The 25,780-nt window shown below is 41.2% G+C and carries 25 protein-coding genes, 1 pseudogene and 2 riboswitches; of the genes and pseudogenes, 7 read left to right on the top strand and 19 right to left on the bottom strand.

Annotation, left to right across the window (positions count from 1 at the left end):
- Nucleotides 1-8: 8 nt before the first annotated feature.
- Nucleotides 9-779 carry a 3-hydroxyacyl-CoA dehydrogenase gene (locus tag J2S07_RS03785; RefSeq protein WP_307149076.1) on the bottom strand — a complete coding sequence of 257 codons (771 nt, stop codon included), beginning with the start codon at nt 777-779 and terminating at the stop codon, nt 9-11.
- Between the two features lie 179 nt (nt 780-958).
- Nucleotides 959-1,351 (bottom strand): globin domain-containing protein, encoded by a 393-nt coding sequence (locus J2S07_RS03780; protein ID WP_307149075.1) that lies wholly within the window; start codon nt 1,349-1,351, stop codon nt 959-961.
- Between the two features lie 297 nt (nt 1,352-1,648).
- Between J2S07_RS03780 and J2S07_RS03775 the strand changes: the two genes are divergently transcribed.
- Nucleotides 1,649-2,239, top strand: a complete 591-nt coding sequence (locus J2S07_RS03775) for a guanylate kinase (protein WP_307149074.1) — start codon at nt 1,649-1,651, stop codon at nt 2,237-2,239.
- Nucleotides 2,240-2,356: 117 nt separating this feature from the next.
- Here J2S07_RS03775 and J2S07_RS03770 read toward each other — a convergent pair whose 3' ends face one another.
- Complete coding sequence (locus tag J2S07_RS03770) at nt 2,357-2,692, bottom strand: L,D-transpeptidase (RefSeq protein WP_307149073.1); 336 nt, start codon at nt 2,690-2,692, stop codon at nt 2,357-2,359.
- A 128-nt stretch (nt 2,693-2,820) separates the two neighbouring features.
- Nucleotides 2,821-2,922, top strand: a riboswitch (purine riboswitch).
- A gap of 119 nt (nt 2,923-3,041) precedes the next feature.
- Between J2S07_RS03770 and J2S07_RS03765 the strand changes: the two genes are divergently transcribed.
- Nucleotides 3,042-3,635, top strand: a complete 594-nt coding sequence (locus J2S07_RS03765) for a xanthine phosphoribosyltransferase (protein ID WP_307149072.1) — start codon at nt 3,042-3,044, stop codon at nt 3,633-3,635.
- Nucleotides 3,632-4,939, top strand: a complete 1,308-nt coding sequence (locus J2S07_RS03760) for a nucleobase:cation symporter-2 family protein (protein ID WP_307149071.1) — start codon at nt 3,632-3,634, stop codon at nt 4,937-4,939. The genes J2S07_RS03765 and J2S07_RS03760 overlap by 4 nt, the downstream gene beginning before the upstream one ends.
- Nucleotides 4,940-5,012: 73 nt before the next feature.
- Here the strand turns inward: J2S07_RS03760 and J2S07_RS03755 are convergent, their stop codons facing one another.
- Genes J2S07_RS03755 through J2S07_RS03715 form a run of 9 tightly spaced genes read right to left on the bottom strand, consistent with a single transcriptional unit; the run spans nt 5,013 to nt 14,952 of the window.
- A complete protein-coding gene (locus J2S07_RS03755) occupies nt 5,013-6,218 on the bottom strand; it encodes an acyl-CoA dehydrogenase family protein (protein ID WP_307149070.1) in 1,206 nt (401 codons plus the stop codon).
- A gap of 60 nt (nt 6,219-6,278) precedes the next feature.
- Complete coding sequence (locus J2S07_RS03750; protein ID WP_307149069.1) at nt 6,279-7,013, bottom strand: sirohydrochlorin chelatase; 735 nt, start codon at nt 7,011-7,013, stop codon at nt 6,279-6,281.
- Between the two features lie 12 nt (nt 7,014-7,025).
- Nucleotides 7,026-7,802 carry a uroporphyrinogen-III C-methyltransferase gene (cobA, locus tag J2S07_RS03745; RefSeq protein WP_307149068.1) on the bottom strand — a complete coding sequence of 259 codons (777 nt, stop codon included), beginning with the start codon at nt 7,800-7,802 and terminating at the stop codon, nt 7,026-7,028.
- A 15-nt stretch (nt 7,803-7,817) separates the two neighbouring features.
- Nucleotides 7,818-8,420, bottom strand: coding sequence for an adenylyl-sulfate kinase (cysC, locus tag J2S07_RS03740; RefSeq protein ID WP_307149067.1), 603 nt, complete (start codon nt 8,418-8,420; stop codon nt 7,818-7,820).
- Nucleotides 8,421-8,433: 13 nt separating this feature from the next.
- The gene (gene sat, locus J2S07_RS03735; RefSeq protein ID WP_307149066.1) at nt 8,434-9,582 is read right to left on the bottom strand and encodes a sulfate adenylyltransferase; all 1,149 of its coding nucleotides are present in this window, start codon (nt 9,580-9,582) and stop codon (nt 8,434-8,436) included.
- Entirely contained in the window at nt 9,579-10,655 is a 1,077-nt protein-coding gene (cysP, locus tag J2S07_RS03730) for a sulfate permease (protein WP_307149065.1), read from the bottom strand. Before cysP ends, sat begins: the two co-directional genes overlap by 4 nt.
- A gap of 16 nt (nt 10,656-10,671) precedes the next feature.
- Complete coding sequence (locus tag J2S07_RS03725; RefSeq protein WP_307149064.1) at nt 10,672-11,376, bottom strand: phosphoadenylyl-sulfate reductase; 705 nt, start codon at nt 11,374-11,376, stop codon at nt 10,672-10,674.
- 21 nt (nt 11,377-11,397) lie between these two features.
- Nucleotides 11,398-13,116, bottom strand: coding sequence for an assimilatory sulfite reductase (NADPH) hemoprotein subunit (cysI, locus tag J2S07_RS03720; RefSeq protein ID WP_307149063.1), 1,719 nt, complete (start codon nt 13,114-13,116; stop codon nt 11,398-11,400).
- Between the two features lie 54 nt (nt 13,117-13,170).
- Complete coding sequence (locus tag J2S07_RS03715; RefSeq protein WP_307149062.1) at nt 13,171-14,952, bottom strand: assimilatory sulfite reductase (NADPH) flavoprotein subunit; 1,782 nt, start codon at nt 14,950-14,952, stop codon at nt 13,171-13,173.
- Nucleotides 14,953-15,159: 207 nt separating this feature from the next.
- Here J2S07_RS03715 and J2S07_RS03710 point away from each other — a divergent pair, with 207 nt between their 5' ends.
- Nucleotides 15,160-16,053, top strand: a complete 894-nt coding sequence (locus J2S07_RS03710; protein WP_307149061.1) for a LysR substrate-binding domain-containing protein — start codon at nt 15,160-15,162, stop codon at nt 16,051-16,053.
- A gap of 71 nt (nt 16,054-16,124) precedes the next feature.
- Here the strand turns inward: J2S07_RS03710 and J2S07_RS03705 are convergent, their stop codons facing one another.
- Nucleotides 16,125-16,241, bottom strand: coding sequence for a YhfH family protein (locus tag J2S07_RS03705; protein ID WP_307149060.1), 117 nt, complete (start codon nt 16,239-16,241; stop codon nt 16,125-16,127).
- Nucleotides 16,242-16,603: 362 nt separating this feature from the next.
- On the opposite strand from J2S07_RS03705, the gene J2S07_RS03700 reads away from it, so the two are divergent.
- Nucleotides 16,604-16,906 carry a DUF5634 family protein gene (locus tag J2S07_RS03700; protein WP_307149059.1) on the top strand — a complete coding sequence of 101 codons (303 nt, stop codon included), beginning with the start codon at nt 16,604-16,606 and terminating at the stop codon, nt 16,904-16,906.
- Between the two features lie 58 nt (nt 16,907-16,964).
- Here J2S07_RS03700 and J2S07_RS03695 read toward each other — a convergent pair whose 3' ends face one another.
- The 6 genes and pseudogenes from J2S07_RS03695 to yiaA form a co-directional block, all read right to left on the bottom strand.
- Nucleotides 16,965-18,206: a sugar efflux transporter gene (locus J2S07_RS03695; RefSeq protein WP_307149058.1), complete on the bottom strand. Its 1,242-nt coding sequence runs from the start codon at nt 18,204-18,206 to the stop codon at nt 16,965-16,967.
- Between the two features lie 134 nt (nt 18,207-18,340).
- A complete protein-coding gene (nspC, locus tag J2S07_RS03690) occupies nt 18,341-19,468 on the bottom strand; it encodes a carboxynorspermidine decarboxylase (protein ID WP_307149057.1) in 1,128 nt (375 codons plus the stop codon).
- Nucleotide 19,469: 1 nt separating this feature from the next.
- On the bottom strand, nt 19,470-20,708 hold the full coding sequence (locus J2S07_RS03685; RefSeq protein WP_307149056.1) for a saccharopine dehydrogenase family protein: 1,239 nt from the start codon (nt 20,706-20,708) through the stop codon (nt 19,470-19,472).
- Nucleotides 20,709-21,335: 627 nt separating this feature from the next.
- Nucleotides 21,336-22,277: an ABC transporter substrate-binding protein gene (locus J2S07_RS03680; RefSeq protein ID WP_307149055.1), complete on the bottom strand. Its 942-nt coding sequence runs from the start codon at nt 22,275-22,277 to the stop codon at nt 21,336-21,338.
- Nucleotides 22,278-22,288: 11 nt separating this feature from the next.
- On the bottom strand, nt 22,289-22,810 hold the full coding sequence (locus J2S07_RS03675; protein WP_307149054.1) for a cobalamin adenosyltransferase family protein: 522 nt from the start codon (nt 22,808-22,810) through the stop codon (nt 22,289-22,291).
- Between the two features lie 168 nt (nt 22,811-22,978).
- A riboswitch (cobalamin riboswitch) is annotated at nt 22,979-23,168 on the bottom strand.
- Between the two features lie 83 nt (nt 23,169-23,251).
- Nucleotides 23,252-23,629 (bottom strand): annotated as a pseudogene (gene yiaA, locus J2S07_RS03670) (inner membrane protein YiaA); the annotation flags it as partial.
- 289 nt (nt 23,630-23,918) lie between these two features.
- On the opposite strand from yiaA, the gene J2S07_RS03665 reads away from it, so the two are divergent.
- Both J2S07_RS03665 and J2S07_RS03660 read left to right on the top strand, forming a co-directional pair.
- Nucleotides 23,919-25,097: a tyrosine-type recombinase/integrase gene (locus J2S07_RS03665; RefSeq protein ID WP_075981806.1), complete on the top strand. Its 1,179-nt coding sequence runs from the start codon at nt 23,919-23,921 to the stop codon at nt 25,095-25,097.
- 29 nt (nt 25,098-25,126) lie between these two features.
- Nucleotides 25,127-25,717, top strand: coding sequence for a transposase (locus J2S07_RS03660; RefSeq protein ID WP_307149053.1), 591 nt, complete (start codon nt 25,127-25,129; stop codon nt 25,715-25,717).
- The last annotated feature ends 63 nt before the right edge of the window (nt 25,718-25,780 follow it).

Raw genomic sequence — 25,780 nt, 5'->3', positions numbered from 1 at the left:
AAAATTGATCATTGTGGCTGCATACGGATCGCTCCATCTAGGCGGATCGTATCACCATTGAGCATTGGATTTTCGATGATACTGGTTGCTAAATGAGCATACTCTTCAGGATAACCGAGACGCTTTGGAAATGGAATCATCGCACCTAAGGCCTGCCGTGCAGGTTCAGGAAGATTGCCGAACAACGGCGTATCAATGAGACCAGGAGCAATCGTAACATTACGAATCCCGAATTGAGCGAGCTCTCTCGCAATTGGCAGGGTCATACCTACAATCCCGCCCTTTGATGCACTGTAGGAGGCTTGCCCAATTTGTCCTTCAAAAGCTGCCACAGATGCCGTATTGATGATAACCCCTCTTTCCCCTTCTTCATTTGGCTCATTCGATGTCATTTTTTCAGCCGCTAGCCTAATCACATTAAAGGTGCCGATTAGGTTGACCTCAATGACTTTTTTGAAACGGCTCAGATCATGCGGTCCCTTTTTGCCAACGACTCTCTCGCCAATTCCTATTCCAGCACAGTTTACAGCTACATGAACAGCGCCAAACTTTTCTATTGTTTGATTAAGGGCGACTGCTACTTCCTCTTCGCTCGCCACATTGGCTTTGACAAAAAGCGCACGATCGGAACCTATTTTCTCAACAAGTGTATCTCCTTTTTCCTCGTTCATATCAATGATTGTAGCAAAGCCACCATTTTCAACAATGCGCAAAACAGTTGCTTCTCCAAGACCTGATGCTCCTCCTGTTACTACAGCTACTGTATCTTTTAATTTCATATCCTCTTTCTCCTCCTATCTAAACCTAACTCTCTTTACTTTTAGAGGATCAGTTCCTCCAGTTTCAATCATTTCCCCCCTATTCTCCTATAAATACCTTACTGAGCCCATTATAACATGGATTATTCTTAATTTTCAGTATATTTATTGTAAAATAAAAACAGCCATAAGGACTGTTTCTATTCTTTATCTGCGGTGTTCACCATGATCCCAGCTACCTGGGTTAATCGATCATAAAACGGTTTTCCAGCTGGGTTGTCAAATAGGCCAATCTCTTCAAAAGCCTCACGCATGCAACGGAGCCAGCATCTTGCTCTCTTTGGTGTAATTTCGAACGGAAGATGCCGCTGCTGCATCGCTGGAGGACCGAACTCTTGACTGTAAAGGGCAGGGCCTCCAAGAAATTGTGGAAGAAATAGCTTCTGCTTTCTTTTAATTTCCTCCATGTCCCCTTCAAAAAGTGGCCGTAGCTCCGGGTCAGCATATACTTTTGGATAGAAAGCATTCACAAGTCGATCAATCGTTTCTTGTCCACCGATCTCTGAATAAAGTGTCTTAAATTTATATTCCATTTCCCATCACCTCAATATATTAACCACCATTATAGAATTAAATAGGAAATCATTTTGTGATCTATGTCACACCACTAGCTTTATGATGCACAAAACAATTCTTTAGAAAGCCACTCCTGCACAATAGTGGTACAAGGATTTTTCTTCTCCAAAAGTTTTGAAAAATTTCTAAATAAGATATTAAAATTTTGTAAAAATTCTGATATAATGGAAAAATAACTATAAATCCTTCTCCCCTCATCCTTTCCCGCCGTACTGTTTATCCCATAATTAAATATAACCAAAGGAGGTTCATCTATGTACAAAATTAAAGAAAAGGAAAAGCTATTCATTTACACTGGTCCAGATGGGTCTGGGCGAAAGACAATTGCAAAAATGGTTGCTACGATGTTCGATATGGAAACTGTCCTCTCCTATACGACACGTCCTCCCCGTCATTATGAAGTAAATGGTGAAGACTATCATTTTGTCGATGTTGAGAGTTTTAAAAGAATGGAAGAGAATCAGGAGTTTCTAGAGTCTGTGGAAATAGACGGCTTCCATTACGGAATTCGTGAGGAGGATATTGTAAAGGCTTTTGAATCCCATAATCTCGTCTATTTAACCTTGAATCCTCAAGGGACAGAGAAGCTAAAGGGCATGTACGGAGATCGTGTTATGCGATTATTCATATACGCTAACCGTGATACCGTAATCGAAAGACAAAAGGAGCGCGGCGATAGCGAGGAAGATATTAAACGCCATCTTGATCATTATCAAGAAATTATGGCGTATAAAGATAGCTGTGAATACGTTTTTGAGAACTTTGATTCACCACAGGTTTCCTTCCAAGTAAGCGAAGTGATTGAACAGTTCCTTGAGCGTGATATCATTATTACAGACTATTAATCCTGAAAACGAACGTTACTCCTTATTGGAAGTGCATGACGAGCAATCATTGTCAATGCATTTGCATTAAGGAGTAACGTTCTTATTATTTGTAGGAAAGCTTTTAGAAAAGTGCCCCTATTTATGAATATACACTTCCGTCCCAATTGGTACTCTTGATGACAAATCCAAGACATCACTATTATACATGCGGATGCAGCCGTGAGAGACCTTTTTACCAATTGAAGAGGGATTATTCGTTCCATGAATCCCATAATGGGGTTTTGATAATCCTATCCAAAGAACTCCAAATGGACCACCTGGATTTTTCTGTTTGTTGATGATTTTATAGGTTCCTCCAGGTGTAGGAGTTAGTATTTTCCCCACTCCTATCGGATAGGACTTGATAAGCCTGCTTCCATCAAAGAGTTTAAGTAGATGCTTGGAGGTCGAAACATCTTTCCACTTGACCAAGGTAAATCACCCCATTTTTAATACTATTCTACGGGGGATACAAAATTTTGTTCTTCCCTATCAATGAAACTACAAATCTTTCGACAGCTATTTACAAAGTCGAAACAAGACCCTATAATATGTTCTACATGATAATCAACGCATTCACTCATATAATCGCGGGGATATGGCCCGCAAGTTTCTACCGGAGTACCGTAAATACACCGACTATGAGTGAGCAATGGGGATACATCTATTTTGTAGGTGTTTATTCCATTTCCTTCTAAGGCAAACCTGAAGGTCATTGACTCACTCATTTTTTGAGGGTGCAATGATTTCAGGTTTTTTATTTTGACTAGGAGGAAAAATGATGGACTTACTCAAACAAAAGATTCAGTCAGAAGGCAAAGTATTATCCAATCAAGTATTGAAGGTGGATTCGTTCTTAAATCACCAAATTGACCCCGTATTGATGGTCGAAATTGGGAAAGAATTTGCAAGGCGGTTCCAATCTGAACGAATTACTAAGGTATTAACAATTGAGTCATCGGGGATTGCCCCTGGTTTGATGGCGGCACTGGAGCTCCAAGTCCCGGTAGTTTTTGCCAGAAAAAGAAAATCACTGACCCTTGTAAACGACCTGCTGACAGCAACGGTCCATTCTTTTACGAAAAATGAAACAAATGAAATCTCCGTTTCTAGCAAATTCATCGCTTCAGACGATAGGGTTTTAGTTATAGATGATTTCTTAGCGAATGGTCAAGCTGCCCTTGGCTTAGCTGAGATTGTAAATCAAGCTGGTGCTGAAGTAGCAGGATTTGGGATTGTGATTGAGAAATCCTTCCAGGAAGGCGGTCAATCGCTTCGGGAAAAAGGCTATAAAGTAGAATCCCTTGCCCGAATCTCCTCTTTGGAAAATGGAGAGGTAGCCTTTTTAGAGGAATTGGAGGTTGCTCTGTCATGAATACAAATCTATTAAAGACCGCATCGTTAGGCATCCAGCATGTGCTTGCCATGTACGCAGGAGCTGTAATTGTTCCGATTATTGTCGGTACTTCTCTCGGTCTGACAGCAGAGCAGTTAACCTACCTTGTTTCTATCGATATTTTTATGTGTGGAGTCGCTACCATTCTTCAAGTTTGGAAGAATAAGTTTTTCGGAATTGGACTACCTGTCGTTCTTGGCTGTACCTTTACGGCTGTGGGGCCAATGATTGCCATTGGCGGCGAGTATGGGATTTCCGCTATTTACGGGTCAATCCTTGTTTCAGGCTTAGTGGTTGTTCTTATCTCGACATTTTTTGGAAAGCTCGCCCGTTTCTTCCCTCCAGTTGTAACAGGCTCAGTGGTAACGATTATCGGAATTACCTTAATTCCTGTTGCCATGAATAATATGGCGGGTGGACAAGGGAACGAAAATTTCGGAGCTATCTCAAACATTTCCCTCGCTTTTGGTACCCTATTATTTATCATCCTTCTGTACCGATTTGGTAGGGGGTTTGTGCGAGCGATTGCGATCTTAATTGGTTTGCTTACTGGTACACTTATAGGATTTTTCATGGGAATGGTAGATTTCACCCCAGTTTTAGAGGCTTCCTGGCTTCATTTGCCACAGGTTTTCTATTTTGGGATGCCATCCTTTCATGCATCTGCCATTCTTACGATGACCATTGTCGCTGTGATCAGTCTTGTCGAGTCTTCTGGTGTTTATTTCGCCCTCGGAGATATCACCAATCGAAAACTAACAGAAAAGGATCTTTCAAATGGTTACCGGGCAGAAGGGCTCGCGATTATACTTGGTGGATTCTTTAATGCATTCCCATATACGACCTACTCTCAAAACGTCGGACTTTTGCAGCTGTCCGGGGTAAAACGTAATAATGTCATTTATACTGCCGCTGGGTTCCTTATTTTGATCGGATTCGTTCCCAAAATCGGTGCCTTTACAACAGTCATTCCTACTCCAGTTCTGGGTGGTGCGATGGTTGCGATGTTCGGTATGGTAATTGCTTCAGGAATTAAGATGCTCAGCAAAATTGACTTCGCTTCACAGGAAAACTTGCTCATTGTGGCCTGCTCGATAGGGATGGGTCTTGGGGTTACGACTGTACCAGCTGTTTTTGAACATCTCCCTGAGGGGATTCATATCTTAACGAGCAATGGCATTGTAATTGGAAGCTTGACAGCGATTATTTTAAACATCGTCTTTCATTTAGCACCGTCACGAACTAAAAAAATGCACGCTGTTGAGGAACAGCACGCATCATAGAAGTAAAGCGGGTCTATCCTTTTCATAGACCCGCTATTTAATTTTGCGTTAGTACAGCATTTAAGCCAAGGAATTAATGCACGGACGTTTTCTCAAACGGCCAAGCAGGCAGGTTTTTTCGGAGTGGCTTATCTTCTCGATAGCCTAATGCATACTCTCCCTGCATAATTGTGTGAATTTCTCGTGTTCCTTCATAAATGACAGGTGCTTTCGAATTCCGTAAATAGCGTTCGACCGGAAATTCATCTGAATACCCATTTGCTCCATGAATTTGGACGGCATCATTGGCTGCTTCAAATGCGGCATTACAGGCAATCCATTTGGCAAGAGACGTTTCCTTCGTATTTCGTATGCCCTTGTTCTTCAACCATCCCGCTTTAAAAACTAATAATCTGGAAATTTCTAAGTTCGCGCTCATCTTCGCAATCATTTGCTGCACGAGCTGATGACGACCAATTTCCGTTCCAAAGGTTTGTCGTTCATGGCAATATTTCAAACTTGCTTCTAAGCTTGCTGAAATTAAGCCAACAGCACCCGCAGCAACCGTAAACCTGCCATTATCAAGCGCTGACATCGCAATTTTGAAGCCTTCCCCCTCTTCCCCTATTCTATTTGCAACAGGAACCTTCACATCTGATAAAAATACCTCACCAGTATTCCCAGCACGGATTCCGAGCTTTCCTTTGATCGCCTTCGTCTCCACTCCCTCAAACGTTCGCTCAACAACGAAAGCAGATATCCCCTTATGGGCAAGACCTGGGTCTGTCTTGGCAAAAATTAAGAAATGATCAGCGACATCACAGAGTGAAATCCATGTTTTTGAGCCATTTAGAATATAATGGTCCCCTGTTAGAACGGCAGTTGTGTTCATTGCTGCTACGTCTGAACCTGCATTGGGTTCAGTTAACCCGAAAGCCCCAATCTTTTCCCCCTGTGCTTGAGGGACTAAATATTTCCACTTTTGTTCTTCTGTTCCCCATTGTAAAAGTGTCATGCTATTTAGTCCGGTATGAACGGATACGGCTGTTCGATAAGCGGTATCTCCCCTTTCCAGCTCCTCACAAACAATCGCAAGGGTGTTGTAATCCATACCTGCTCCACCATATTCCTCTGGAATACAGACCCCCATTAGCTGTAAATCTGCTAGCTTTTTCAACACGCTTGGTTCAAAATGTCCTTGCCGGTCCCATTCGCGCATATTAGGAATGATTTCCTTATCAACAAACCTTCTAAGCATCGACTTCACACTTTCCTGTTCCTCCGTTAATTCAAAATTCATCACAAAAACCTCCCAAAAATCCATGTTGTCTAAATATTTCTACTTTTCAGCGGGTATATCCTACCTCAAACTGCAAATATTTGGGATAGATACTTTTCGAACAAGAAGGGATTCGATTGCAGGATAGTGACTTAACGGTCCCATTTGGATCACTTTTGAACCGAATTTTCGGCAGGTTCGGCTCACTTCTGAAAGGAGCAACCCTGAGAAAAGCAAATACGGAACAACAATCACCCGCCCGGTTGTATTTGTCAGTTGTCTATTCAACCCACAAGTAAAGCTTGGCTCAGCTGCCGCGAGATAACAGGTGGAAATCGATTCGATTTTGATTCGTTTTCTCAGCATATTTTCAATTTGGGCAAAGGCTTGATAAATGTCTGGATCACTGCTGCCACGTCCAACAATTAAGATCGAGTCATTTCGTTTCAAATCAATTATCGACTCATGTATTAATTCGACAATCCCGTCGACAATTTCTTCTTGTACCCCAAGTGCATTCAGAAGTTCAATACGTATTTGGGGGTATTTCTGTTTCCATCTCTTTACATTGTCGGGAATGTCTCGTTTCATATGCCCTGCTGCAAGAAGGAAAATTGGAATGACCGTAATGTCTGTTGCCCCTTGTTGAATACAGCGTGCAAACCCTTCATCCATTGATGGTTCTGACAGTTCTAGAAAACTTATTTCTTGAATCGGCAGTGGGGCTTTCATCATAATTTTTTGTAAAAAGCTTCTCGCCTCAAGCTCTCCTTTTTTCGAACGGGTACCATGGGCAACATAAAGAACAGCCTTCATACGACCTGCCTCCTAGCCTTCAATGGCTGGAAACAGAAGATTCACTTCTTCATGAAACCAGCTCAACGAGTCACTTAAACGAACGACCTCCCCGATGATGATCATACTAGGATTCGATATATGTGCTTTTTTTACATTCGCTTCAATTGTTTCTAACGTTCCGATCACCGTTCTCTGCTCAGCCAATGTTCCCCAATGAATAAGGGCGATTGGGGTCTGCGGTGATTTCCCATTCTTTATTAAATTTCTAACAATGGAGGGCAAATGGGAGACTCCCATATAGACACAGATCGTATCAACCGCTTTAGCCAAGTGGGACCACTCTTGCCCCTTCGCCATAAGATCTTCTTCGTGCCCAGTAATGAAGGCAAAGCTTTTGCTCAAATGTCGATGAGTGACAGGGATTCCTGCATAAGCTGCTGCACCAATTCCAGCCGTTATGCCTGGAACCACTTCAAATGGAACGTGGTTCACCGTACATGCATAAGCTTCTTCACCGCCACGTCCAAAGACGAATGGATCTCCTCCTTTTAGGCGGACGACATGACAACCTTTCTTCGCATATTTTACGAGTAGACGATTAATGCTCTCCTGTTTCATCGTATGAGCATGTGGTCGTTTGCCGCAATATATAAGGAGGGCTTTCTCACTGGCATATTGAAGGAGTTCCCTGTTCACCAGCCGGTCGTACATAATAACATCTGCCTGCTGTAAATATCGGAGCCCTTTTACCGTAATCAGCTCAGGATCTCCTGGCCCAGCGCCAACTAAATATACCTTGCCAACCATCGGATAACGCCTCCTTTAACTAGGAATAATTTCCTTCCCCTGCAAAAATTCAATAATCGTCGCAACTGCATCTTCCACCCTGATTTCATGTGAAGCAATCGTTAATTCTGGATCTTCCGGTCGTTCATACGGGCTATCAATGCCTGTAAAACCTTTGATTTCACCACGGCGAGCCTTTTTATAAAGCTCTTTCGGATCCCGCCTTTCACATTCTTCAATGGGACAATCAATAAAGATTTCGAAAAATTCTCCATCAGGATAAAGAGCTCTCACCTGTTCACGATCGGTTTTGATTGGAGAAATAAAAGCCGATATGACAATGGTACCACTCTCGACAAATAGCTTTGCAACTTCGCCAATACGCCGAATATTTTCAGTACGATCCCGATTTGAAAAGCCCAGATCCTTATTGAGACCGTGTCTAATGTTATCCCCGTCAAGAACATATTCCTTGATGCCTTGGCGAAATAACTCATGAGAGACGGCATTGGCGATCGTGGATTTCCCAGAACCGGATAGACCTGTGAACCATAGAACACAGCTGCGATGGCCATTTTGAGCGTGTCGATCCCATTTGGATACGGTTTGCTTATGCCATGTTAGGTTTGTCACTTGCAATTCTCTCCCCTCCTCAAACAGTAGATTTCTCCTTTAGCCCTTCAATGAGCACCTCAACTACTTCCTTGCGGCTGAATGTCGATGGTGGAAACGTTCCCGACCGCAATAGCTCCCTCACCTTTGTCCCAGATAGAATGACACGATCATCTTTTCCATGAGGACATGTCTTCTCTGAGCTCATCCCATCACATTTGTAGCAATAAAAACTATGCTCGAAGAATAATGGCTTAATCCCAAGTTCATCCTCCGTAAAATCACTAAATATCCTTTGGGCATCGTACGTGCCATAGTAATTGCCTACACCAGCATGATCTCTACCGACAATAAAATGCGTACAGCCAAAGTTTTTGCGAGCAATGGCATGAAAAATCGCTTCTCTCGGCCCCGCATACCTCATTGCTGCTGGGTACACACCTAGGTGAACTCTTTCAGTAGGATAATAGTTTTCGAGCAAGACCCGATAACTTTTTAACCGAACATCAGCTGGAATATCATCTGCTTTCGTTTCACCTACAAGCGGGTTGACAAACAGACCGTCCACAGTTTCAAGCGCTGCCTTTTGAATATATTCATGGGCGCGGTGAATCGGATTTCTCGTTTGAAAACCAACAATTGTCCTCCACCCTTTTGCAGCAAAAAGTGCTCGCGTTTCCTTCGGCTCAAACCATACGTCTGAGGAACTCCCTTTATCCACTTTCTTCACTAGGGTAATGTCACCTGCCACATAGACAGTGCCCCGTTCAAAAAGGCGCTTCACTCCAGGGTGAGCAAGCTCATTTGTTTGGTAGACACGAATCGCTTCCCTTTCTAAATCGGGTTCATACCATTCTGAAACGCGAATGACCCCATACGTATCACCATTAAATTTTAGCTTGTAATATTCTCCTACCGTTAAAGTGCTGGCGATAGCTGTAGACACTGGTAAAGTAATCGGAATCGACCAAACGAGCCCATTATGAAGTCGCATCCTTTCCAAGACAGAATCATAGTCTTTTTTCCCGAGAAAGCCTTTCAGTGGGCTATAAAGTCCGATCCCAATGAGCTCGAGATCACTTAAAGCAATCGCGTCAATCGGTATGCTCATGTGGATCGAATCTGTTTCAAGATTTGGGTCAAATAATTGCACAAGTTCTCCTCCATGAGGAGCTGGTAATTGGGTCAATTTTCTCCCTTCCTTTCAATAACATTGCTCGTTAACGCCATTTCAGCATCCTTTCTTGTTTGCAAAAACACCACACCGAACACTGAGATCAGGACACCTATGACGACGACAATCGGATAAAAATTATGCTCAATCAAAATTTGAATCAAAGTATAGGACAAGACCATCGAGATTAATGGGGAAACGATCCACACGGTAAAGAGCTGCATCACGACTTGCTTTTTTAATACGGACAGACCTTCCTTCACAAATCCGATTCCAATAATGGAACTTGTGGTAATCTGAGTTAACGGAACGGGGATACCATAGATCGAGGCAATCGTGACGATACTCGCTCCTGTACCCGATATAAGGCAGCCGTCCTCGAGCCGAATCGAGGTGATTCTTTTGCCGTTCGTTTCTAACACCTTCGCCCCTAAGAACAGGGCACCGAATGCAACAAATAGCCCACCAAGTAAAATTCCGCTTTCTATCGACATCACACCTGCCCCAACTAACGGACCAACCGCATTAGCAACATTGTTCATCCCTGCGGAAAAAGCTTCAAACATCCCAGTGACAATCAAGAGTAATGGAAGAATTTTAACGGCAACCTGCGTTCTTAAAAGCCCTTGAAATGGCTTCACCTTCAACACGAGCTGCCCTATAATCGCAAGTAGGAAGGCCAAGAATGGTGTTAAAAACCAAAATAAAATAATCCATGCTATTTTTTCGAGAAAAATGGTTTGATAAACGAGCCCCGCACCTATAATCGAGCCAACGACTACTTCGCTCGTAGATAAGGGAATCCCTAATATATTGGCTAAAAAAAGGGATAGTGCCGCTGAAAACAATACAATGATCGAAATGGCAATGGTGAAGGTTTCACTTGGAATAATTCCATTTCCTAATGTTTTGACTACTTCCCCTCCGCCAAAATAAGCGCCGAGAAAAACAGCGAAAGCACAAAGTAGTAACGCCATTCTCCTTTTGACAACGCCAGAACCGTAGGCGATTCCCATCGATGCCGCTGCCCCGCTGGCACCGATATTCAATGCAAAAAAAAGTCCGATGAGAATGGCGCTGATGCTCAAAACTATTCAACCTCCTCTAACTTGAATGAAGACCACACTCGGTTTTTCTCCAACCTGACCATCGTCCTGCACGAGGGTTCCCGTCCTTTGTGACCGCTACGGTGCACGGAAAACAGCCGATGCTCGGATAATGATGATCATGAAGCTTGTTATATGGAAGATGATGCTTTCGGATATACGACCATACATCCTCCCACGTCCAATGAATCAATGGACAGATTTTAATGTTTTTGAATTTTTCATCCCTATTTAAAAACTCTGTATTCGCTCTTGTAGGCGATTGCTCCCTGCGCAGCCCCGATATCCAAGCATCCTTTGTTGATAACACTTCCTGTAATGGAATGACTTTGCGAATGTGACAGCATTGATTTGGCTCCCTTTTCCATAAGGCTGTACCATATTGTGCCGATTGCTCATCTAGGGTGAGCTGGGGCTTCTTTTTCTCGATGAAGAGGCTCGGAAATCGTCTTTCAATGGCTTCAATGACTTCATATGTTTCAGGAAAATGAAGGTCCGTATCCAGGAAGACAATATGGGCATCACTCTTTACTTGTTGGATAATGTCGATTAATACGATCGCCTCCGCTCCAAAGCTTGATGCATATACGATTCTTTCCTCAGGAAAATTCCGATAGGCCCACTTGACGACTTCTTTCGCTCCTTTCGTCTCTTCATCGATTGTAAAATGGGGTGAACCGTATTGCTTAAGAAGATCATCCATCAGAAACCCTCCCTTCCCTTCCTAATGGTGGAAATTTGTACCATCCGTTGTTTCCTTTACAATTCCCACACGAATGACAAAATCTCCAAAACGTTCCTCGTCCAATCTTTCTTTGGCATAACGGGATAAAAGTACGGTTAGCTCCTTCAGAATTTCCTCCTCGGCAATGTTCTCACGATAGATTTTACTTAAGCGGCTTCCATCAAAGGCAGCGCCCAAATACATGTTGTATCTCCCAATTGACTTTCCGATAAAACCGATTTCTCCTAACGCATGACGGGCACATCCATTTGGACAGCCAGTCATGCGGATTGTGATTTCCTCATCTCGTAGACCATTCTTATCGATGATCCGCTCAATCTTGTCAATGAGAGTTGGCAAATACCTTTCTGCTTCTGCCATCGCTAGCCCACATGTTGGCAAGGCGACACATGCGATGGAGTTTCTTCTTAATGCACGAGCATAGCTCTCGTCATTCAAACCATATTTATCCAGTAGACGATGAATGTCTTCCTTGCCTTCTTCCGACACGTTGGCAATAATCAAATTTTGATTCGGGGTGATGATAAATTCTCCCTTATGCTTTCTAGCAATCTCTCGAAGTCCTGTTTTGGGCTTGAAGCGTTCCGTGTCCTTCACCCTTCCCCCTTCAATGAAAAGGGTGTAATTCCATCTTCCTCCTGTCCCTTTCACCCAGCCATATCGATCACCATTATGCTCAAAATGGAAGGGCTTCGCCTCCTCCAAATTCCACCCGAGGCGCTGTTGGAGCTCATTCTTCACCGCTTCGATCCCAAGGCGATCCACGGTATACTTGAAACGAGCATTTTTGCGAATGGAGCGATTGCCATAATCGCGCTGGATGGTGATGATTTTTTCGGCTACATCATTTAATTGCTCTGGCTTACAGAAGCCAATCACTTTTGCAAGCTGGGGATATGTTTCCACATCTCCATGGGTCATGCCCATCCCACCACCAATGGCGACATTGAAGCCTACTAAGCTTTCATTCTCAACAACTGCAATAAAGCCGATATCCTGTGAAAAAACATCCACGTCATTTGAAGGCGGAACAGCAATCCCAATCTTAAACTTCCGCGGCAAATAGACAGGGCTGTACATTGGTTCCCCTTCATCTATTTCTGGTGTTCCAAAAACCTTCTCGTTATCTAGCCAAATTTCGTGGTATGCTTTCGTTCGTGGCAATAGACCGTTGCTTAATTTTTTCGACCATTCATATACTTCGGCATGAATTTCTGATTGATAGGGATTAGCGCTACACATCACATTTCGATTGACGTCTCCGCATGCAGCAATCGTATCCATCAGTGCCCGATTTATTTCCTGCATCGTTTGTTTCATATTCCACTTCAAAATCCCATGCAGCTGAAAGGTCTGGCGTGTCGTTAACTTTAAGGAGTGATTCCCATATTTCTCTGAAAGCTCATCCATAACAAGCCATTGCTCAGGGGTTGCCACCCCACCAGGTAAGCGCACACGGATCATGAATTGGTAGGCAGGCTCAAGCTTTTGCTTTTGTCGTTCGTTGCGCAGATCCCGATCATCCTGAAGATAACTACCATGAAATTTTAGCAGTACATTCGAAGGATCCGATAGCCCTGCATGAAGTCTATCTGCCATCTCCTCCTTTAGTGTTCCCCGTAGAAAGTTGCTCTCTTTTTTTAACTGCTCATTCTTACTTGGAGGTCCTTTAGGAGCCTGTAAATGATCTCTACTCATATTCAAATCTCCTCTCTAGGATTTATTGGTTCATCTCATAAGTCTTTCTTCTCTCTAATACACATCGCGCTGGTATCTTCGCTGCTTTTGCATATCAGCTAGATAAGCTTCTGCTTCCTCGCGACTGTACGCACCCTCCTGAGCGATGATTTCGATCAGTGCTTGATGAACATCCTTTGCCATCTTTTTTTCATCACCGCAAATATAGACAACAGCACCTTCTTCTAACCAGGAGAAAATTTCCTTACTCTCTTCAAGCATGCGGTGCTGAACATACACTTTTTCTTCCTGATCTCGAGAAAAAGCTACAGTTAATCTAGTCAGAATCCCGTTCCTTAACCATTGATTCCATTCAGTTTGATAAAGGAAATCCGTCATGAAATGCTGATCACCAAAGAAGAGCCAAGCCTTCCCATCATAACCGAGTTCCTCCCGCTCTTGTAGAAATGCACGGTATGGAGCCACTCCTGTTCCAGGGCCAATCATAATGATTGGAACCTGAGGATCCTTAGGTAAGCGGAAATTATCATTTTCTTGGACAAAGACGGAAACTTTCTCACCAAGCTCAAGGCGTTCAGCCAAGTAACAGGAGCATACGCCCTTCCGTTCACGTTCATGATCTGTGTATCTTACCGTCCCAACCGTTAAATGAACCTCAGCCGGATAAGCCTTTACGCTACTCGCAATTGAATACAGTCGAGGTGGGATTTTTCTAAGAATCGACACAAATTCCTCCGCTGTATCCCCCCAGCATCCTACGTCCCGGACCAAATCGAGAAGGTCTCGACCCTTTAAGTAAGCCTTCCAATCCTTTTCATTGGAAAGTAGGGTGGCTAGTGCTTCATTCTGTGTGAGCTCAACGACTTTTTGTAATAGAGGTTTTGTTAGAACAGTAATTTCATAGTAGCTTGTGAGCGCTTCTCTTAAACTCACTCGGTCGCCTTGCTTTTGAATTGGGACTGATTCCTCTGGGCTCCATTTCAGTTCCTCAATAAGCTCAGCAACGAGAGCTGGATCGTTTTTTGGAAAAATTCCAAGACTATCCCCTGGTTGATAGGTTAGTCCAGATCCTGCAAGGGATAACTCTAAATGACGGGTCTCTTTTTCTGAACCTCTGCCATTTAGGTTGATGTTTTCCAACACTTCAGCTTGGTAAGGATGGCTGCGGGAATAAGATGAGACTGCCTGCTCCTGGAGTGGTAATGAGTGTTGAACCTCCTCAGCCATTCCCTCTTGTTCTTCTAAACTGTGAATCACTCCTTCAAGCCATTCGGATGCGGGCTCCTCAAAATCTACGTCACAGTCAAATCGTGGATAGAGCCGGACACCCCCAAGCTCCTCCAGGCGCTTATCGAATTCTTTCCCTACCTGACAAAAATATTCATAGGAGCTATCGCCAAGAGCGAGGACAGAATAGGAAAGTCCGTCAAGCTTCGGTGCCCGCTTACCATGCAGATACTCATGGAAAAGGACTGCATTGTCTGGTGGATCGCCTTCCCCGTGAGTACTGATAATGATTAAAAGATTCCGCACCTTTTTTAATTGATTCGCTTTAAAATCATTCATCGCCTCAATATGAACCTGATAGCCCTTTTCTTCTAATGCCTTTCCTGCCTTTTTCGCAAGCCCCTGTGAATTGCCTGTTTGCGATCCATATAAGATCGTCACCTCTTTTGAACGATTTTGTGCCACAGGGCGTGTCTTCGTTTCAGTAGCAGAACAGGCAAAAAAACCGCTAAGCCAGATCTTTTGCGTAGGCGTCAGGGACTCTAAAAGTTCATTGAGAAGCGCCGACTGCTTTGCATTAAAAGGACTATTTCCTACTTGAAGTTGCAACTTTATTCACCCCACAAAAAGATTCTCTTTCGAAACAAGATATGATACGATGAACATATCTTTACTTTTCCTATCAAATAAGTTGGTTTTATTTCTAAAAAAATATGAAACTTATTATTTCAAAACTGTAACGGAGAAAAGGGCATATGTAAAATCATTTTTCATAATGATGATCATTAACATTCCTAATAGTAAGGTGGGTGCTTGATGCAAATAGAAGAACTAAGAACCTTGGTTACTCTGGCAGAGGTCAAAAATTTCACAAAAACAGCTGAAATCCGCTTGATGTCACAGCCGACAGTGAGCCTACATATTAAGAATTTGGAGCAGGAGTTTCAAACAGAGTTATTTCAGCGTTCACCAAAATTCCTGAACATTACTCCAAATGGTCAGCTGTTAGTGGAGCGTGCCAAACAAATCATTGACCTCTATGAACAAGCCAAAAGAGACATTCTCGAATTACAGGAAGAGATAAAAGGGACTTTAAGAATAGGAGCCAGTTATACAATCGGAGAATATTTACTCCCCTCTCTTCTGTCCGATCTCCAACGTAAGTACCAAAAGCTCGAAATTGAAGTAATGATTGGCAATACTGAAGAAATAGTTGATTCTATCAGACAGTTCAAGCTCGAAATCGGTTTGATTGATGACCAGATGGATGATAAGGAGCTAGAAGTCATCCCTTTTATGGATGATCAATTAGTCATCCTTGCTTCACCTGATCATCCGTTAGCTCGGAAATCATCGATTGACCTTAAGGATTTACATAATCAATCTTGGATTACTCAAGAAATGGGTTCTGGGACTCGTGAATTATTAATGGGGATGCTTGATCGAAATGGATTATCGGTAAAATCAATGCTTTCTGTTAACAGTACTCAAGTGATTAAAGAATGTGTCAAGAATGGTCTCGGTTTATCGCTCTTATCTGTACGCGCCATAGCAAGGGATTTGGCAGAAAAACAATTATCGCTCATTCAAGTGAATGAGCTTGACTTTAGTAGCTCTTTTTCCTATATCTATTCACCCGTCATGCAGGAGAAAAAGAATGTGCAGGCGTTTATTGAAGCTGTGGATGAAAAGTGGAAGTTCGAGGGATGAACGTTTTCGATGTTAAAGACTTGAATTCTTAATAAACAGCAAAAAAAGCTGCAAATTTGCAGCTTTTTTATCTATTCTTCATGTCTCCCAACACAACGCTCACATTCATAATGAATTGATTTTTGCTTTTCCTTAAATTCTCCTCCACACTCAACACATTCCTTAATAATTGGGTTTGTTTCCATCATTTTTATTCCTCCTACCGTTTCATTTTGTTATCTTCATTGTACTATAACAGAATATAATTTGTAAATACTGTTATATAACTTTTTTAGATTTTTTCTAATTAAAAATAACCCCGATAATTTACCGAGGTCATCATTGATCACTCAAATTTCTCTGGAAACTGTTTGATAATCTCTTCTGTTAGAATATCTCCAAAGTGGATCAAATGGGTTTCATTCAAATCAGCCGTCTTAATATCTCCTTTTTATATTTTTTCCATTTTTAGTATTCATAAAAACGATTTTCTTATGCTGCTATCTTGATTATTTCTAAAGAAGAAATGCCATATTAAAGGTAGGAGTTGACAGAAAGGGGAAGAAATCAAATGGAATATTTGCCACGAGAACAGATTATTCAGGCCCTGCAAGAGCCATTTCAATCCTATGTCGAAAAGTATGGCATTGACGATATTGGAATTTTTGAAGAAGAGGGCCAGGACAATATTTATTATATGGGCTACACAGTGAAAAAGGATGGCAAAACCTATCATATTCATTCAACCTTCAGAAAGGATCATGAACAAGAACTTGCTCCGATCAATAATTTGTGGACAATTGAAACCGATGATCCCGATGGAAAGGACTCAACTGGCTTCACAAGCCTTGAAAATGCATTTCGTGAATTATAAAAATCCAAAGAAATAAAAACACCACCCGTTTAGCAAAATCGGGTGGTGTTAATCATTCCTATAGATCCTGGACCTTTGATTCAACGATGGGTACATTCATCTTCTCCTTCGCAAAAAAGAGGAGTAAGACAAATCCAATGCCGGCTAGAACAGCATAAATAACAATTAGATTTTCATAATGGATGAACTCTGAAACAAATCCAAACGTGAGATATCCGAGAGTTTGACCGATTTGTGTGGAATTCATATAAAGTGTAGTTGCCGTCCCTTGTGCTTCTGGAATAAAATCCTGAAAATATGAAATAGCAATGCCAGCCGTAATCGATACCTGAGCCGCGCTAAGAATTTGCAACGGATAAATTTGCCATGTCTCACTGACGAAACTGAACAAAATGAAATAGATTGTCGCAATAAAAAAACCGATTTTTACTAATAACCCATTATCCATTTTGGTTGCAAGAATTCCTACGGCAATCATAAAAGGAACCTCAAAAATGGGCGGAACACTAAAAATATAACCAACATCCATTTCCGACCCGTGAAGCACCTTTGTTACAAACTGTGGAACATTGAGCATATGAATGTTCATCGCTGCTGCTAATAATAATGCTGCGACAAGGTATGATAATAAATGCGGTCGAGCAAGATGTTTCCGAACTGCCAACGACTCCTTCGACGGTGTAGCTTGCTTCGGAACTTCTTTCAAAAAGAATAGAATCGTCATGAATGCGAAGAAGTATGCAGCCGAAACACAGAGAAAAAGTCCCTTAAACCCAATAATGACTAAAAGCCAAGCTCCTACTGCAGGTCCAACCGTCCAAGCAAGGGCAAAGAACATGCGCAGGACATTCATGATAAAAGGCGTTTCTTCACTCGGAATATTCGCAGCCTTCAACGCATCACGGGCATAAGCCCATAATTGTGGCACAGAAGCTGCTGTGGTTCCCAGCAGGAAAAACGCTGTAATCATGAGAGCGAAATAATCCCTCAATATGGCAAATAAGGCATAGCCCAAAACCCCAGTTAGAGAGGTAATAAGCAAAAGCTTTCGCCGGCTGGTTCTTGTATCGGAACGCTTTGCAATATAACTACTAATCAATACACCTCCGATGGCCATGACCGTCATAAAAATTCCAAAGCCTGCATTGCTCATCCCTACTTCATCAATACCAAAAAGAGATGAAAATGGGGCAAAAAAGGATAAGGAAAACCCAAAAATGGTGTTAATGAGAAAGAGGACTGGAAAGGTAGGAATGCGAAACACATATAGAACTTTATCCTTTACACTGCTGTTCTTCACGAAGTACCACGATCCTAACAATTGAGAATAATTACGAATTCCATTATAAACCCTATATTTCTGGTGTCTATAGATACCATCAAATGAATATCAAAAAAGTCACCCTCTAATTGAAGGTGACTTTTTATTTCATTTTAGGTCAATCTCATCTTAAAATCTTCATAACCAAACTTATGCATGATGCGGCAGTCGCCGTCTTTCCCTTTCAGAGCGATCGATGGCAGCGCCATTCCATTAAAGGTTGTATTCTTCACCATTGAGTAAATGGCCATATCACCAAACACGAGGCGGTCGCCGCTTTTCAAAGGCTGATCGAATGAATAGTCCCCAATATTATCACCAGAAAGACAAGTAGGTCCGCCAAGTCGATACGTATACGCCTTTTCCCCAGGTTCGCCTGAATCAAAAAGAGGCGGCCGATACGGCATCTCTAGTACATCAGGCATATGACAGGACGCAGACGTGTCAAGGATGGCGATATCCATCCCATTCTGAAGCGTATCAAGAACCGTTGTCACGAGGTAACCCGCATTCAAGGCAACGGCTTCCCCTGGCTCAAGATAGACTTCTAATCCGTATTTTTCCTGCATTCTTCTAATACAATCCTCGAGTAATGGGATATCATAATCCTCTCTCGTAATATGGTGGCCGCCACCGAAATTGATCCATTCCATTTGGGCAAGCCACGGACCAAATTTTTCCTCCACAGCATCTAATGTAGTGGCAAGGTCGTCTGAATTCTGTTGGCATAAGGTATGAAAATGAAAGCCAGAAATCCCCTCTAAGTCTTCAGGATGAAATTGCTCGAGTGTAACCCCGAACCTTGACCCGACAGCACAAGGATTATAAATTTCATGTCCGACCTGGGTGGAGCACTCCGGATTGATGCGAAGACCGACCTTTTTTCCAGCACTTAATACCCGATCCCGATACTTTTCCACCTGAGAAAAAGAATTGAAAATGATGTGATCACAATAGTGAATAATCTCATCCATTTCATCCTCTCGGTAAGCTGGGGAGAAGACATGATTCTCCTTCCCCATTTCCTCATAGCCGAGTCTTGCTTCATAAAGGCCACTTGCCGCTGTCCCACTTAAGTATTGGCGAATAAGCGGATAAGTGGAGTACATGGAAAAAGCCTTCTGGGCAAGAATGATCTTTGCCCCGGTCCGGTCCATGACACCTCTGAGGATTTTTAGATTTTTTTCAAGGAGTTCTTCATCGACTACATAACAAGGTGTTGGTAACTCTTCAAACCTCATCTTATCGCACTAGCTCCGGCTCTTTTTCATTTTCAGCCACAGTATCGACTAGCTCTGGATCAAAGCTTTCTTTCCATGGAAGTCCCCATTTGTTTAATGCTTCCATGAATGGATCTGGATCGAATTCCTCAATATTGTAAACGCCAGGCTTATTCCATTTACCTGTCATAATCATCATTGCACCGATCATCGCTGGAACTCCAGTCGTGTAGGAAACGGCCTGGGATCCTACCTCTTTAAAGCACTCCTCATGGTCACAAACATTATACACATAATAGGTTTTGTCCTTGCCATCCTTCTTACCGCGGAAAATACAGCCGATGTTTGTTTTTCCTTTTGTACGCGGGCCTAGAGAAGCTGGATCTGGTAATACCGCCTTTAAGAATTGAAGTGGAATGATTTGCTTGCCTTCAAATTCTATTGGCTCGATGGAAGTCATTCCAACATTTTCAAGACATTTTAAATGGGTTAAATAGCTTTGTCCAAAGGTCATGAAGAAGCGAATTCGCTTTAATCCAGGAATGTTTTGAGCAAGAGATTCTAGCTCCTCATGATAAAGTAGGTACATATCCTTTTCGCCAATTTCTGGGAAGTTATAGACGCGTTTGATTTCCATCGGCTTGGTCTCGATCCATTCACCGTTTTCCCAGTATCTTCCGTTGGCTGAAACTTCACGAATATTAATTTCTGGATTGAAGTTGGTTGCGAATGGATAGCCATGATCCCCTGCATTACAGTCAAGGATATCAATGTACTCAATTTCATCGAAGTGATGCTTTAAAGCATGTGCTGAAAATACGCCTGTAACACCTGGGTCAAAGCCGCTTCCTAATAGTGCGGTAATGCCAGCTTTTTCAAAGCGCTCACGGTATTCCCACTGCCACTTGTATTCAAACTTAGCCGTATCCTCTGGCTCATAGTTCGCTGTATCTAAATAATGCGTCTTCGTTGCTAAGCACGCATCCATAATCGTTAAGTCTTGATATGGGAGGGCCAAATTCATGACGATATCCGGTTTTACCTCTTCTATGAGAGCAATCAGCTCGTCCACATTGTCGGCATCCACTTGTGCTGTTGTGATCTTTGTTTTGCCTCCATCTAGCTTTGCTTTTAGGTCGTCACATTTTGACTTTGTACGACTCGCAATACAAATTTCTTCGAATACCTCGCTGTTTTGGACACATTTGTGGATGGCAACAGATGCCACACCGCCACAACCAATGATAAGTGCTTTACCCATTTTTCATTTCCCCTTTAAATTAGATTTTTTCACCTAAATAGGCAGAACTGAAGTTTTTGCTCAAATAAAAAAGCAAGTGCATACGCATATATGCGCACCACTTGCTTGTTGGTCATTTGAATTCGTAAGAAAAGCATACAGATCTGAACAGAACTCTTTTATAGACAGAATCATAGAAGAGCTTTTCTTTATTCAAATAATAGGTTCAGAGTCTATATAGCAAATAATTACTTTTACCACTCTTATTGACCGTTTCACAAGTTGATATGCAATATGCACTGGTTGTAAAGTAACCAACTTATAAAATTTGAGCTTCTAACTCAATCAATAAGGCAACAAAGTTGCCAATCGGCACTTGACCCGGCTGTCCGTATGGCCTTAACTCTCTTATTTTGAAGAAAGTGGTCAAAATTATCTGCTTGGAAAGACTCTGATATTTGAATATCTGCTCTCCATAAATAATACTTGCTTATCTTAACAGGAAATAATAAAAAAATCTATAAAAAAATAAAAAAAACTTTTATTCCTTTTAATGCTAAGTTGTTTATAGTTTTTTTAATCGTCAGGACTTGGTCAAAACAAACGTGACCGTTTCGAATTTATTTCAAAACGGTCACTCTCAAACAATTATTTAAATAGATCTGGATAGGCCATCTTTGCTACGAGTTCAACTGCCTCTCCAATTCTTGGTCCTGGTCGAGATGTGACATCAGGATCTAATTCAAAAATCTGATCAGATTTCACTGCGTCTAGCTGATCCCAGCCGGCACGACCTTTAATATCTCCAACCGGGTCCTCGACATAGTTAACAGTGGTGGCAATAATAGCAGGATTTCTCTTGATGACTTCCTCTTCTGAAACTTGAATCCATCCCTCTTGGTCTGCAAAAATATTCTCAACACCAGCTGCATTTAAAATTTCCTGCTGGAAGGTATTTTTTCCTGTTGTAAACGGAGTAGGATCAATTTCAAAATAAACGGTTTTCTTATCTGATACATTTGAGATCTTTTCCTCTACTCCTGCAATTTTTCCACGAATGTCATCGACTAATTCTTTGCCTTTTTCTTCAACACCCATCACTTTGGCAATTTGATCAATGTCACCGTAGACGTCATCAAATGAAGTCGCAGATTGGATGACGAATACTGGAATCCCCGCATCCTTCAGTGGGTTTAAAGTGTCGGCCTCTCCAATTGTATAGGCAATGACAACGTCAGGCTTTAGTCCAATGATTTTTTCTGCATTAATGTTCATGGAATCTGAGACGCGCTCAATATTCTGTGCTTCCTCTGGATAGTTGTCAAAATCAGTACCACCGACTACTTTGTCACCTACACCCAAAGCAAATAGGATTTCCGTATTGCTTGGTGCAAGAGAAACAACCGTTTCAGGCACTTTATCAAATGTGATGTCTGTTCCAGTGTCGTCTTTCACTGTATAGGATTCAGTTTTTGGAGCTTGCTTTTCTGTATCTTTGTCCTGCTTTTCTGGCTCTTGTGCAGAATTACATGCTGCTAGTAAAAAAACGAGCATCAATGCAGAAAGCCATTTCATAAGATTTTTTGGCATTGTGATTCCTCCTATTTTCTCGTTGGATATGATTTACTAATAAAAGGGATTTCCTCGACCCCATGCTGTCTATTGACATAGACCGCCATGACGAAAAAGACATTCGCTAATAAATGGGCATAATCAAACATGATTTCAGGTATCTCTTTTTCCAAGCTAACCTTATGTAGAGCGCGTACCGATTTCTTTGCTTCACTACGACAAACATGGAGTGTGCATGCAGCTTCTGTTCCTTGCGGTAAAAGGAAGGTCTGAATCTGCTCTTCAACCTCCGCCTTGTAAAAATCATACATCTTACTTAGCCGTTCCAAATCTTCTGGGAATATGGCAAGTTTTCCTCGTGCTGAGCCATTTAAATGATAGGCCATTGGGAGCAAATCTATTAAATCACTATGTACGACAGGTAAATCCTGTGTTTGCGAAGCGGCTTGTCCAATTCGAGTCGTCAATGAATCGGTCCTGATTTCAAAGTCTACTGTTGAAGCTGACTCACGCATAAATGGATAGCATAGATAGCGAGAATCCTTTTTCAATATTCATTCCTCCTCTCTTTTTTTTCGTGAATAGCTGCAGAACGAGTCTTCGAGATCATAAAAAAGCCGCCCATAAAAATTGGACGGCTATCATTCTATTAATTCTGATCAAGGCTGACCTATAAAATAGAAACACTGCCGTACAATCCTCTTAACTTCCGAAGAGCAAAATACGTTCAAGAATAGGCAGGTCTCCTGGCTCATGCATCATCTTACTTTAAGAACCTTCCCATTTGTTTAGAAACAAACAGTGGTATTTCTTATTTCATCAGCACTTACAGTTGCGGAAACAGCTTCGGATTTTCACCGAATTCCCTTTTTTAGCTAACAAGTTAGCACCTAATCTCTGCAAGACATATTCACATATGGATTAGTTTACATTATATTGATAGAAAATTAAAGGGAATTTGTCTATCTTCAGAAAACTGATTCTAACTGCTTTCAATCTTTTTCCCTCGCCCTTTGTGTATCTCTCACATTCTTTTGAACGGTTATCGCTGCAAATAGGCTAAGAACAAAGGCCATGCCATAAAAGCCTTTTTCGCTTAGTACGATACTTCCTGCGTTGTATAAACCGATTCCCATTAATGAAATCGATACGATAAGGGCAAACCAACTAATACCATAGTAAATGCTCGTTACAGGGATTCCCTCGTCCCTATCCCTTACAGCTTTTTGTAGGGATACAGATGAATAAAGTCCGAATATTAAAATGGCAAAATAATAGCCCTTCTCGTTCAACTCCATTCCTGCATTAAACAAACCGATGAGATAAGCACCAACACCAACAATTAAAGCAGCCCAAGATGCCCCTTTGAATTAAATATAGATTATTTATTATAGGATAGTTAGTCTATTATGAGGGCTAATTATCCTTTTTTATTTACATAATATATTAGTTAAATAATGGTTGAATATATGGTTTCAAAAGTTTAATATGAATATATAAACTAAAGAACGTTTGTTTGTTTTCAAGAGGACGTAGCCTCGGTGCGAGGATAGCACTCCGCAGAAACGATAGTTTCGAGGACCTTTAAAGAAACAATAAGGATAGTACTTTTATGAGCAGAGCCACTATTAAGATAATAAAAGGATTGGAGGTTATATCATGAGGATAGTTGAGGTAACTGTAGAAAATAGAAAAGCATTTCTTCTTATTAGAGCAGATGGGTTACCTGTAGAACCTGTTGCTAAGTATATGAAGTATTTACATAACAGAGAGGATAGTAGCAATACTTTAAGGACTTACTGTACGGCTTTGAAATTCTACTTTACATACTTAGAACAAATTGGAATAGATTATCAGGATGTGAGCTTTGAAAAATTATCTAACTTTATTGCTTGGCTAAGAAATCCATATGAAAGCAATAAAGTAGTACCTCATAAAAAATTACCAGCCAAACGTAGTGCGAAGACAGTTAATACTTACCTTACAGTAGTTACAAACTTTTACGATTATCTATACCGAAACGAGCTAATTGATTCAGATATTGTCGAGAAACTAATGAAGAAGATGTTTGTAGGTGCAGGTGGAAATGGGTATAAGGGCTTCTTACATCATGTGAATAAGGGTAAACCCACCACTAAAAATATCCTTAAATTAGATGAACCAAGAAGAAATAGAGTTAAAATATTTACAAAAGAACAGGTTGATGAAATCTATCAATCTACTACAAACATTAGGGATCGATTCTTAGTAAGGTTACTTTTTGAAAGTGGATTACGTATAGGTGAGGTCCTCTCTTTATTCCTTGAAGATTTTCTTTTTGATGCTAGAAAAAGGGAGCATAAAATTCAGTTAACTGATAGAGGCGAATTACCAAATGGCGGGAAATTGAAGACTGGTGAACGGAAAATAGATATTTCTCAAGGACTAATGGACTTATATGATGATTACTTGTATGAGGTAATTGATGAATATAATCCAGACCATAACTTTGTATTTGTTAAAATTTGGGGAAAGAATGCTGGACAACCTCTCACCTATTCGGATGTCTACGCAACTTTTAAAGAGATTGAGAGAAAAACAGGCATACATATTACACCACATATTTTTCGTCATACTCATGGGACAATGTTTTATCTTAAAACTAAGAACATTAAAGCGGTACAAGAGCGTTTAGGACATGCACAAATACAAACAACGATAGACTTATACATCCACCCATCTGAAGATGATATTCGTAAAGATTGGGAGAAAGTCTCTCACGTTTTTGAGATTGGGAAGAGTAAAATCACAGAGGATGAAATTAATTCAAATATTCCTGATGATTTAGTTCCCTTTTAATCTAGATTGATATTTAAGGAGGATAAACTTTGGAAAACAAAGTAGCAAGTAATCCAATTCAAAAAAGTGAATATTGGGATTTAATCACATCTACTCTTTCCTCTTATGAGGTTAAGGAAATTTCTAGAGATGGGAAGGTAATAACAGAGTTAGTTTATGATGATTACTTTTTAGTTAGTGATAGTTGGAATGTAAATGACATTGGTATTATTCCTAACTTTAAGGAACAATTCAAAAAATATACACAAAAACGTAAAAATGTAAATTTCACTTCCGAAAATCATAACTTTGCTTTAGAACTGAAATATGTTATGTTCCACAGATTGTTTAATGATGAAATTGGTCTAAGAGTCTTCTTTAGTAAATACTCTGGGTACATATATCGAATTATTTTATTTCTAAACGAAAAATACCCCAAACTCCAATCACTTCTTGATTTGGATGTTGATGAAGCTGAGAAAAAATGGATTTGGTGGCTAAATAACAACGGTCTAAAAACAACTAGGAAAAGTCATCATTATAAGTATGGTGGAAGAGAAATTAGATCAAAGTTAGCAAACTTCTTCCGCGCAGTTTATGAACAGTTATCTCATAAGCCCCAAAATGAACTTGGACAATAAGAGTATTTTATTTTATACTGCCTAATGTACCAAGGAGGTTAACATCATGCCAAGAACAAAACA

Origin of the sequence: Anoxybacillus andreesenii (assembly GCF_030813005.1) — a bacterium.
GTDB classification, from domain to species: domain Bacteria; phylum Bacillota; class Bacilli; order Bacillales; family Cytobacillaceae; genus Robertmurraya; species Robertmurraya andreesenii.
The sequence above is the reverse complement of the archived record's forward strand: the minus strand, read 5'-3'. Positions and strand labels throughout refer to the sequence as shown.

Coding starts and splice junctions, on each gene's coding strand:
- J2S07_RS03785 (WP_307149076.1), bottom strand. CDS start 779: ATGAAATTAAAAGATACAGTAGCTGTAGTAACAGGAGGAGCATCAGGT.
- J2S07_RS03760 (WP_307149071.1), top strand. CDS start 3,632: ATGAATACAAATCTATTAAAGACCGCATCGTTAGGCATCCAGCATGTG.
- J2S07_RS03780 (WP_307149075.1), bottom strand. CDS start 1,351: ATGGAATATAAATTTAAGACACTTTATTCAGAGATCGGTGGACAAGAA.
- J2S07_RS03700 (WP_307149059.1), top strand. CDS start 16,604: ATGGAATATTTGCCACGAGAACAGATTATTCAGGCCCTGCAAGAGCCA.
- nspC (WP_307149057.1), bottom strand. CDS start 19,468: ATGAGGTTTGAAGAGTTACCAACACCTTGTTATGTAGTCGATGAAGAA.
- J2S07_RS03750 (WP_307149069.1), bottom strand. CDS start 7,013: ATGAAGGCTGTTCTTTATGTTGCCCATGGTACCCGTTCGAAAAAAGGA.
- J2S07_RS03685 (WP_307149056.1), bottom strand. CDS start 20,708: ATGGGTAAAGCACTTATCATTGGTTGTGGCGGTGTGGCATCTGTTGCC.
- J2S07_RS03710 (WP_307149061.1), top strand. CDS start 15,160: ATGCAAATAGAAGAACTAAGAACCTTGGTTACTCTGGCAGAGGTCAAA.
- J2S07_RS03755 (WP_307149070.1), bottom strand. CDS start 6,218: ATGAATTTTGAATTAACGGAGGAACAGGAAAGTGTGAAGTCGATGCTT.
- J2S07_RS03765 (WP_307149072.1), top strand. CDS start 3,042: ATGGACTTACTCAAACAAAAGATTCAGTCAGAAGGCAAAGTATTATCC.
- J2S07_RS03725 (WP_307149064.1), bottom strand. CDS start 11,376: ATGGATGATCTTCTTAAGCAATACGGTTCACCCCATTTTACAATCGAT.
- J2S07_RS03705 (WP_307149060.1), bottom strand. CDS start 16,241: ATGATGGAAACAAACCCAATTATTAAGGAATGTGTTGAGTGTGGAGGA.
- cobA (WP_307149068.1), bottom strand. CDS start 7,802: ATGGTTGGCAAGGTATATTTAGTTGGCGCTGGGCCAGGAGATCCTGAG.
- J2S07_RS03775 (WP_307149074.1), top strand. CDS start 1,649: ATGTACAAAATTAAAGAAAAGGAAAAGCTATTCATTTACACTGGTCCA.
- cysI (WP_307149063.1), bottom strand. CDS start 13,116: ATGAGTAGAGATCATTTACAGGCTCCTAAAGGACCTCCAAGTAAGAAT.
- J2S07_RS03680 (WP_307149055.1), bottom strand. CDS start 22,277: ATGCCAAAAAATCTTATGAAATGGCTTTCTGCATTGATGCTCGTTTTT.
- J2S07_RS03665 (WP_075981806.1), top strand. CDS start 23,919: ATGAGGATAGTTGAGGTAACTGTAGAAAATAGAAAAGCATTTCTTCTT.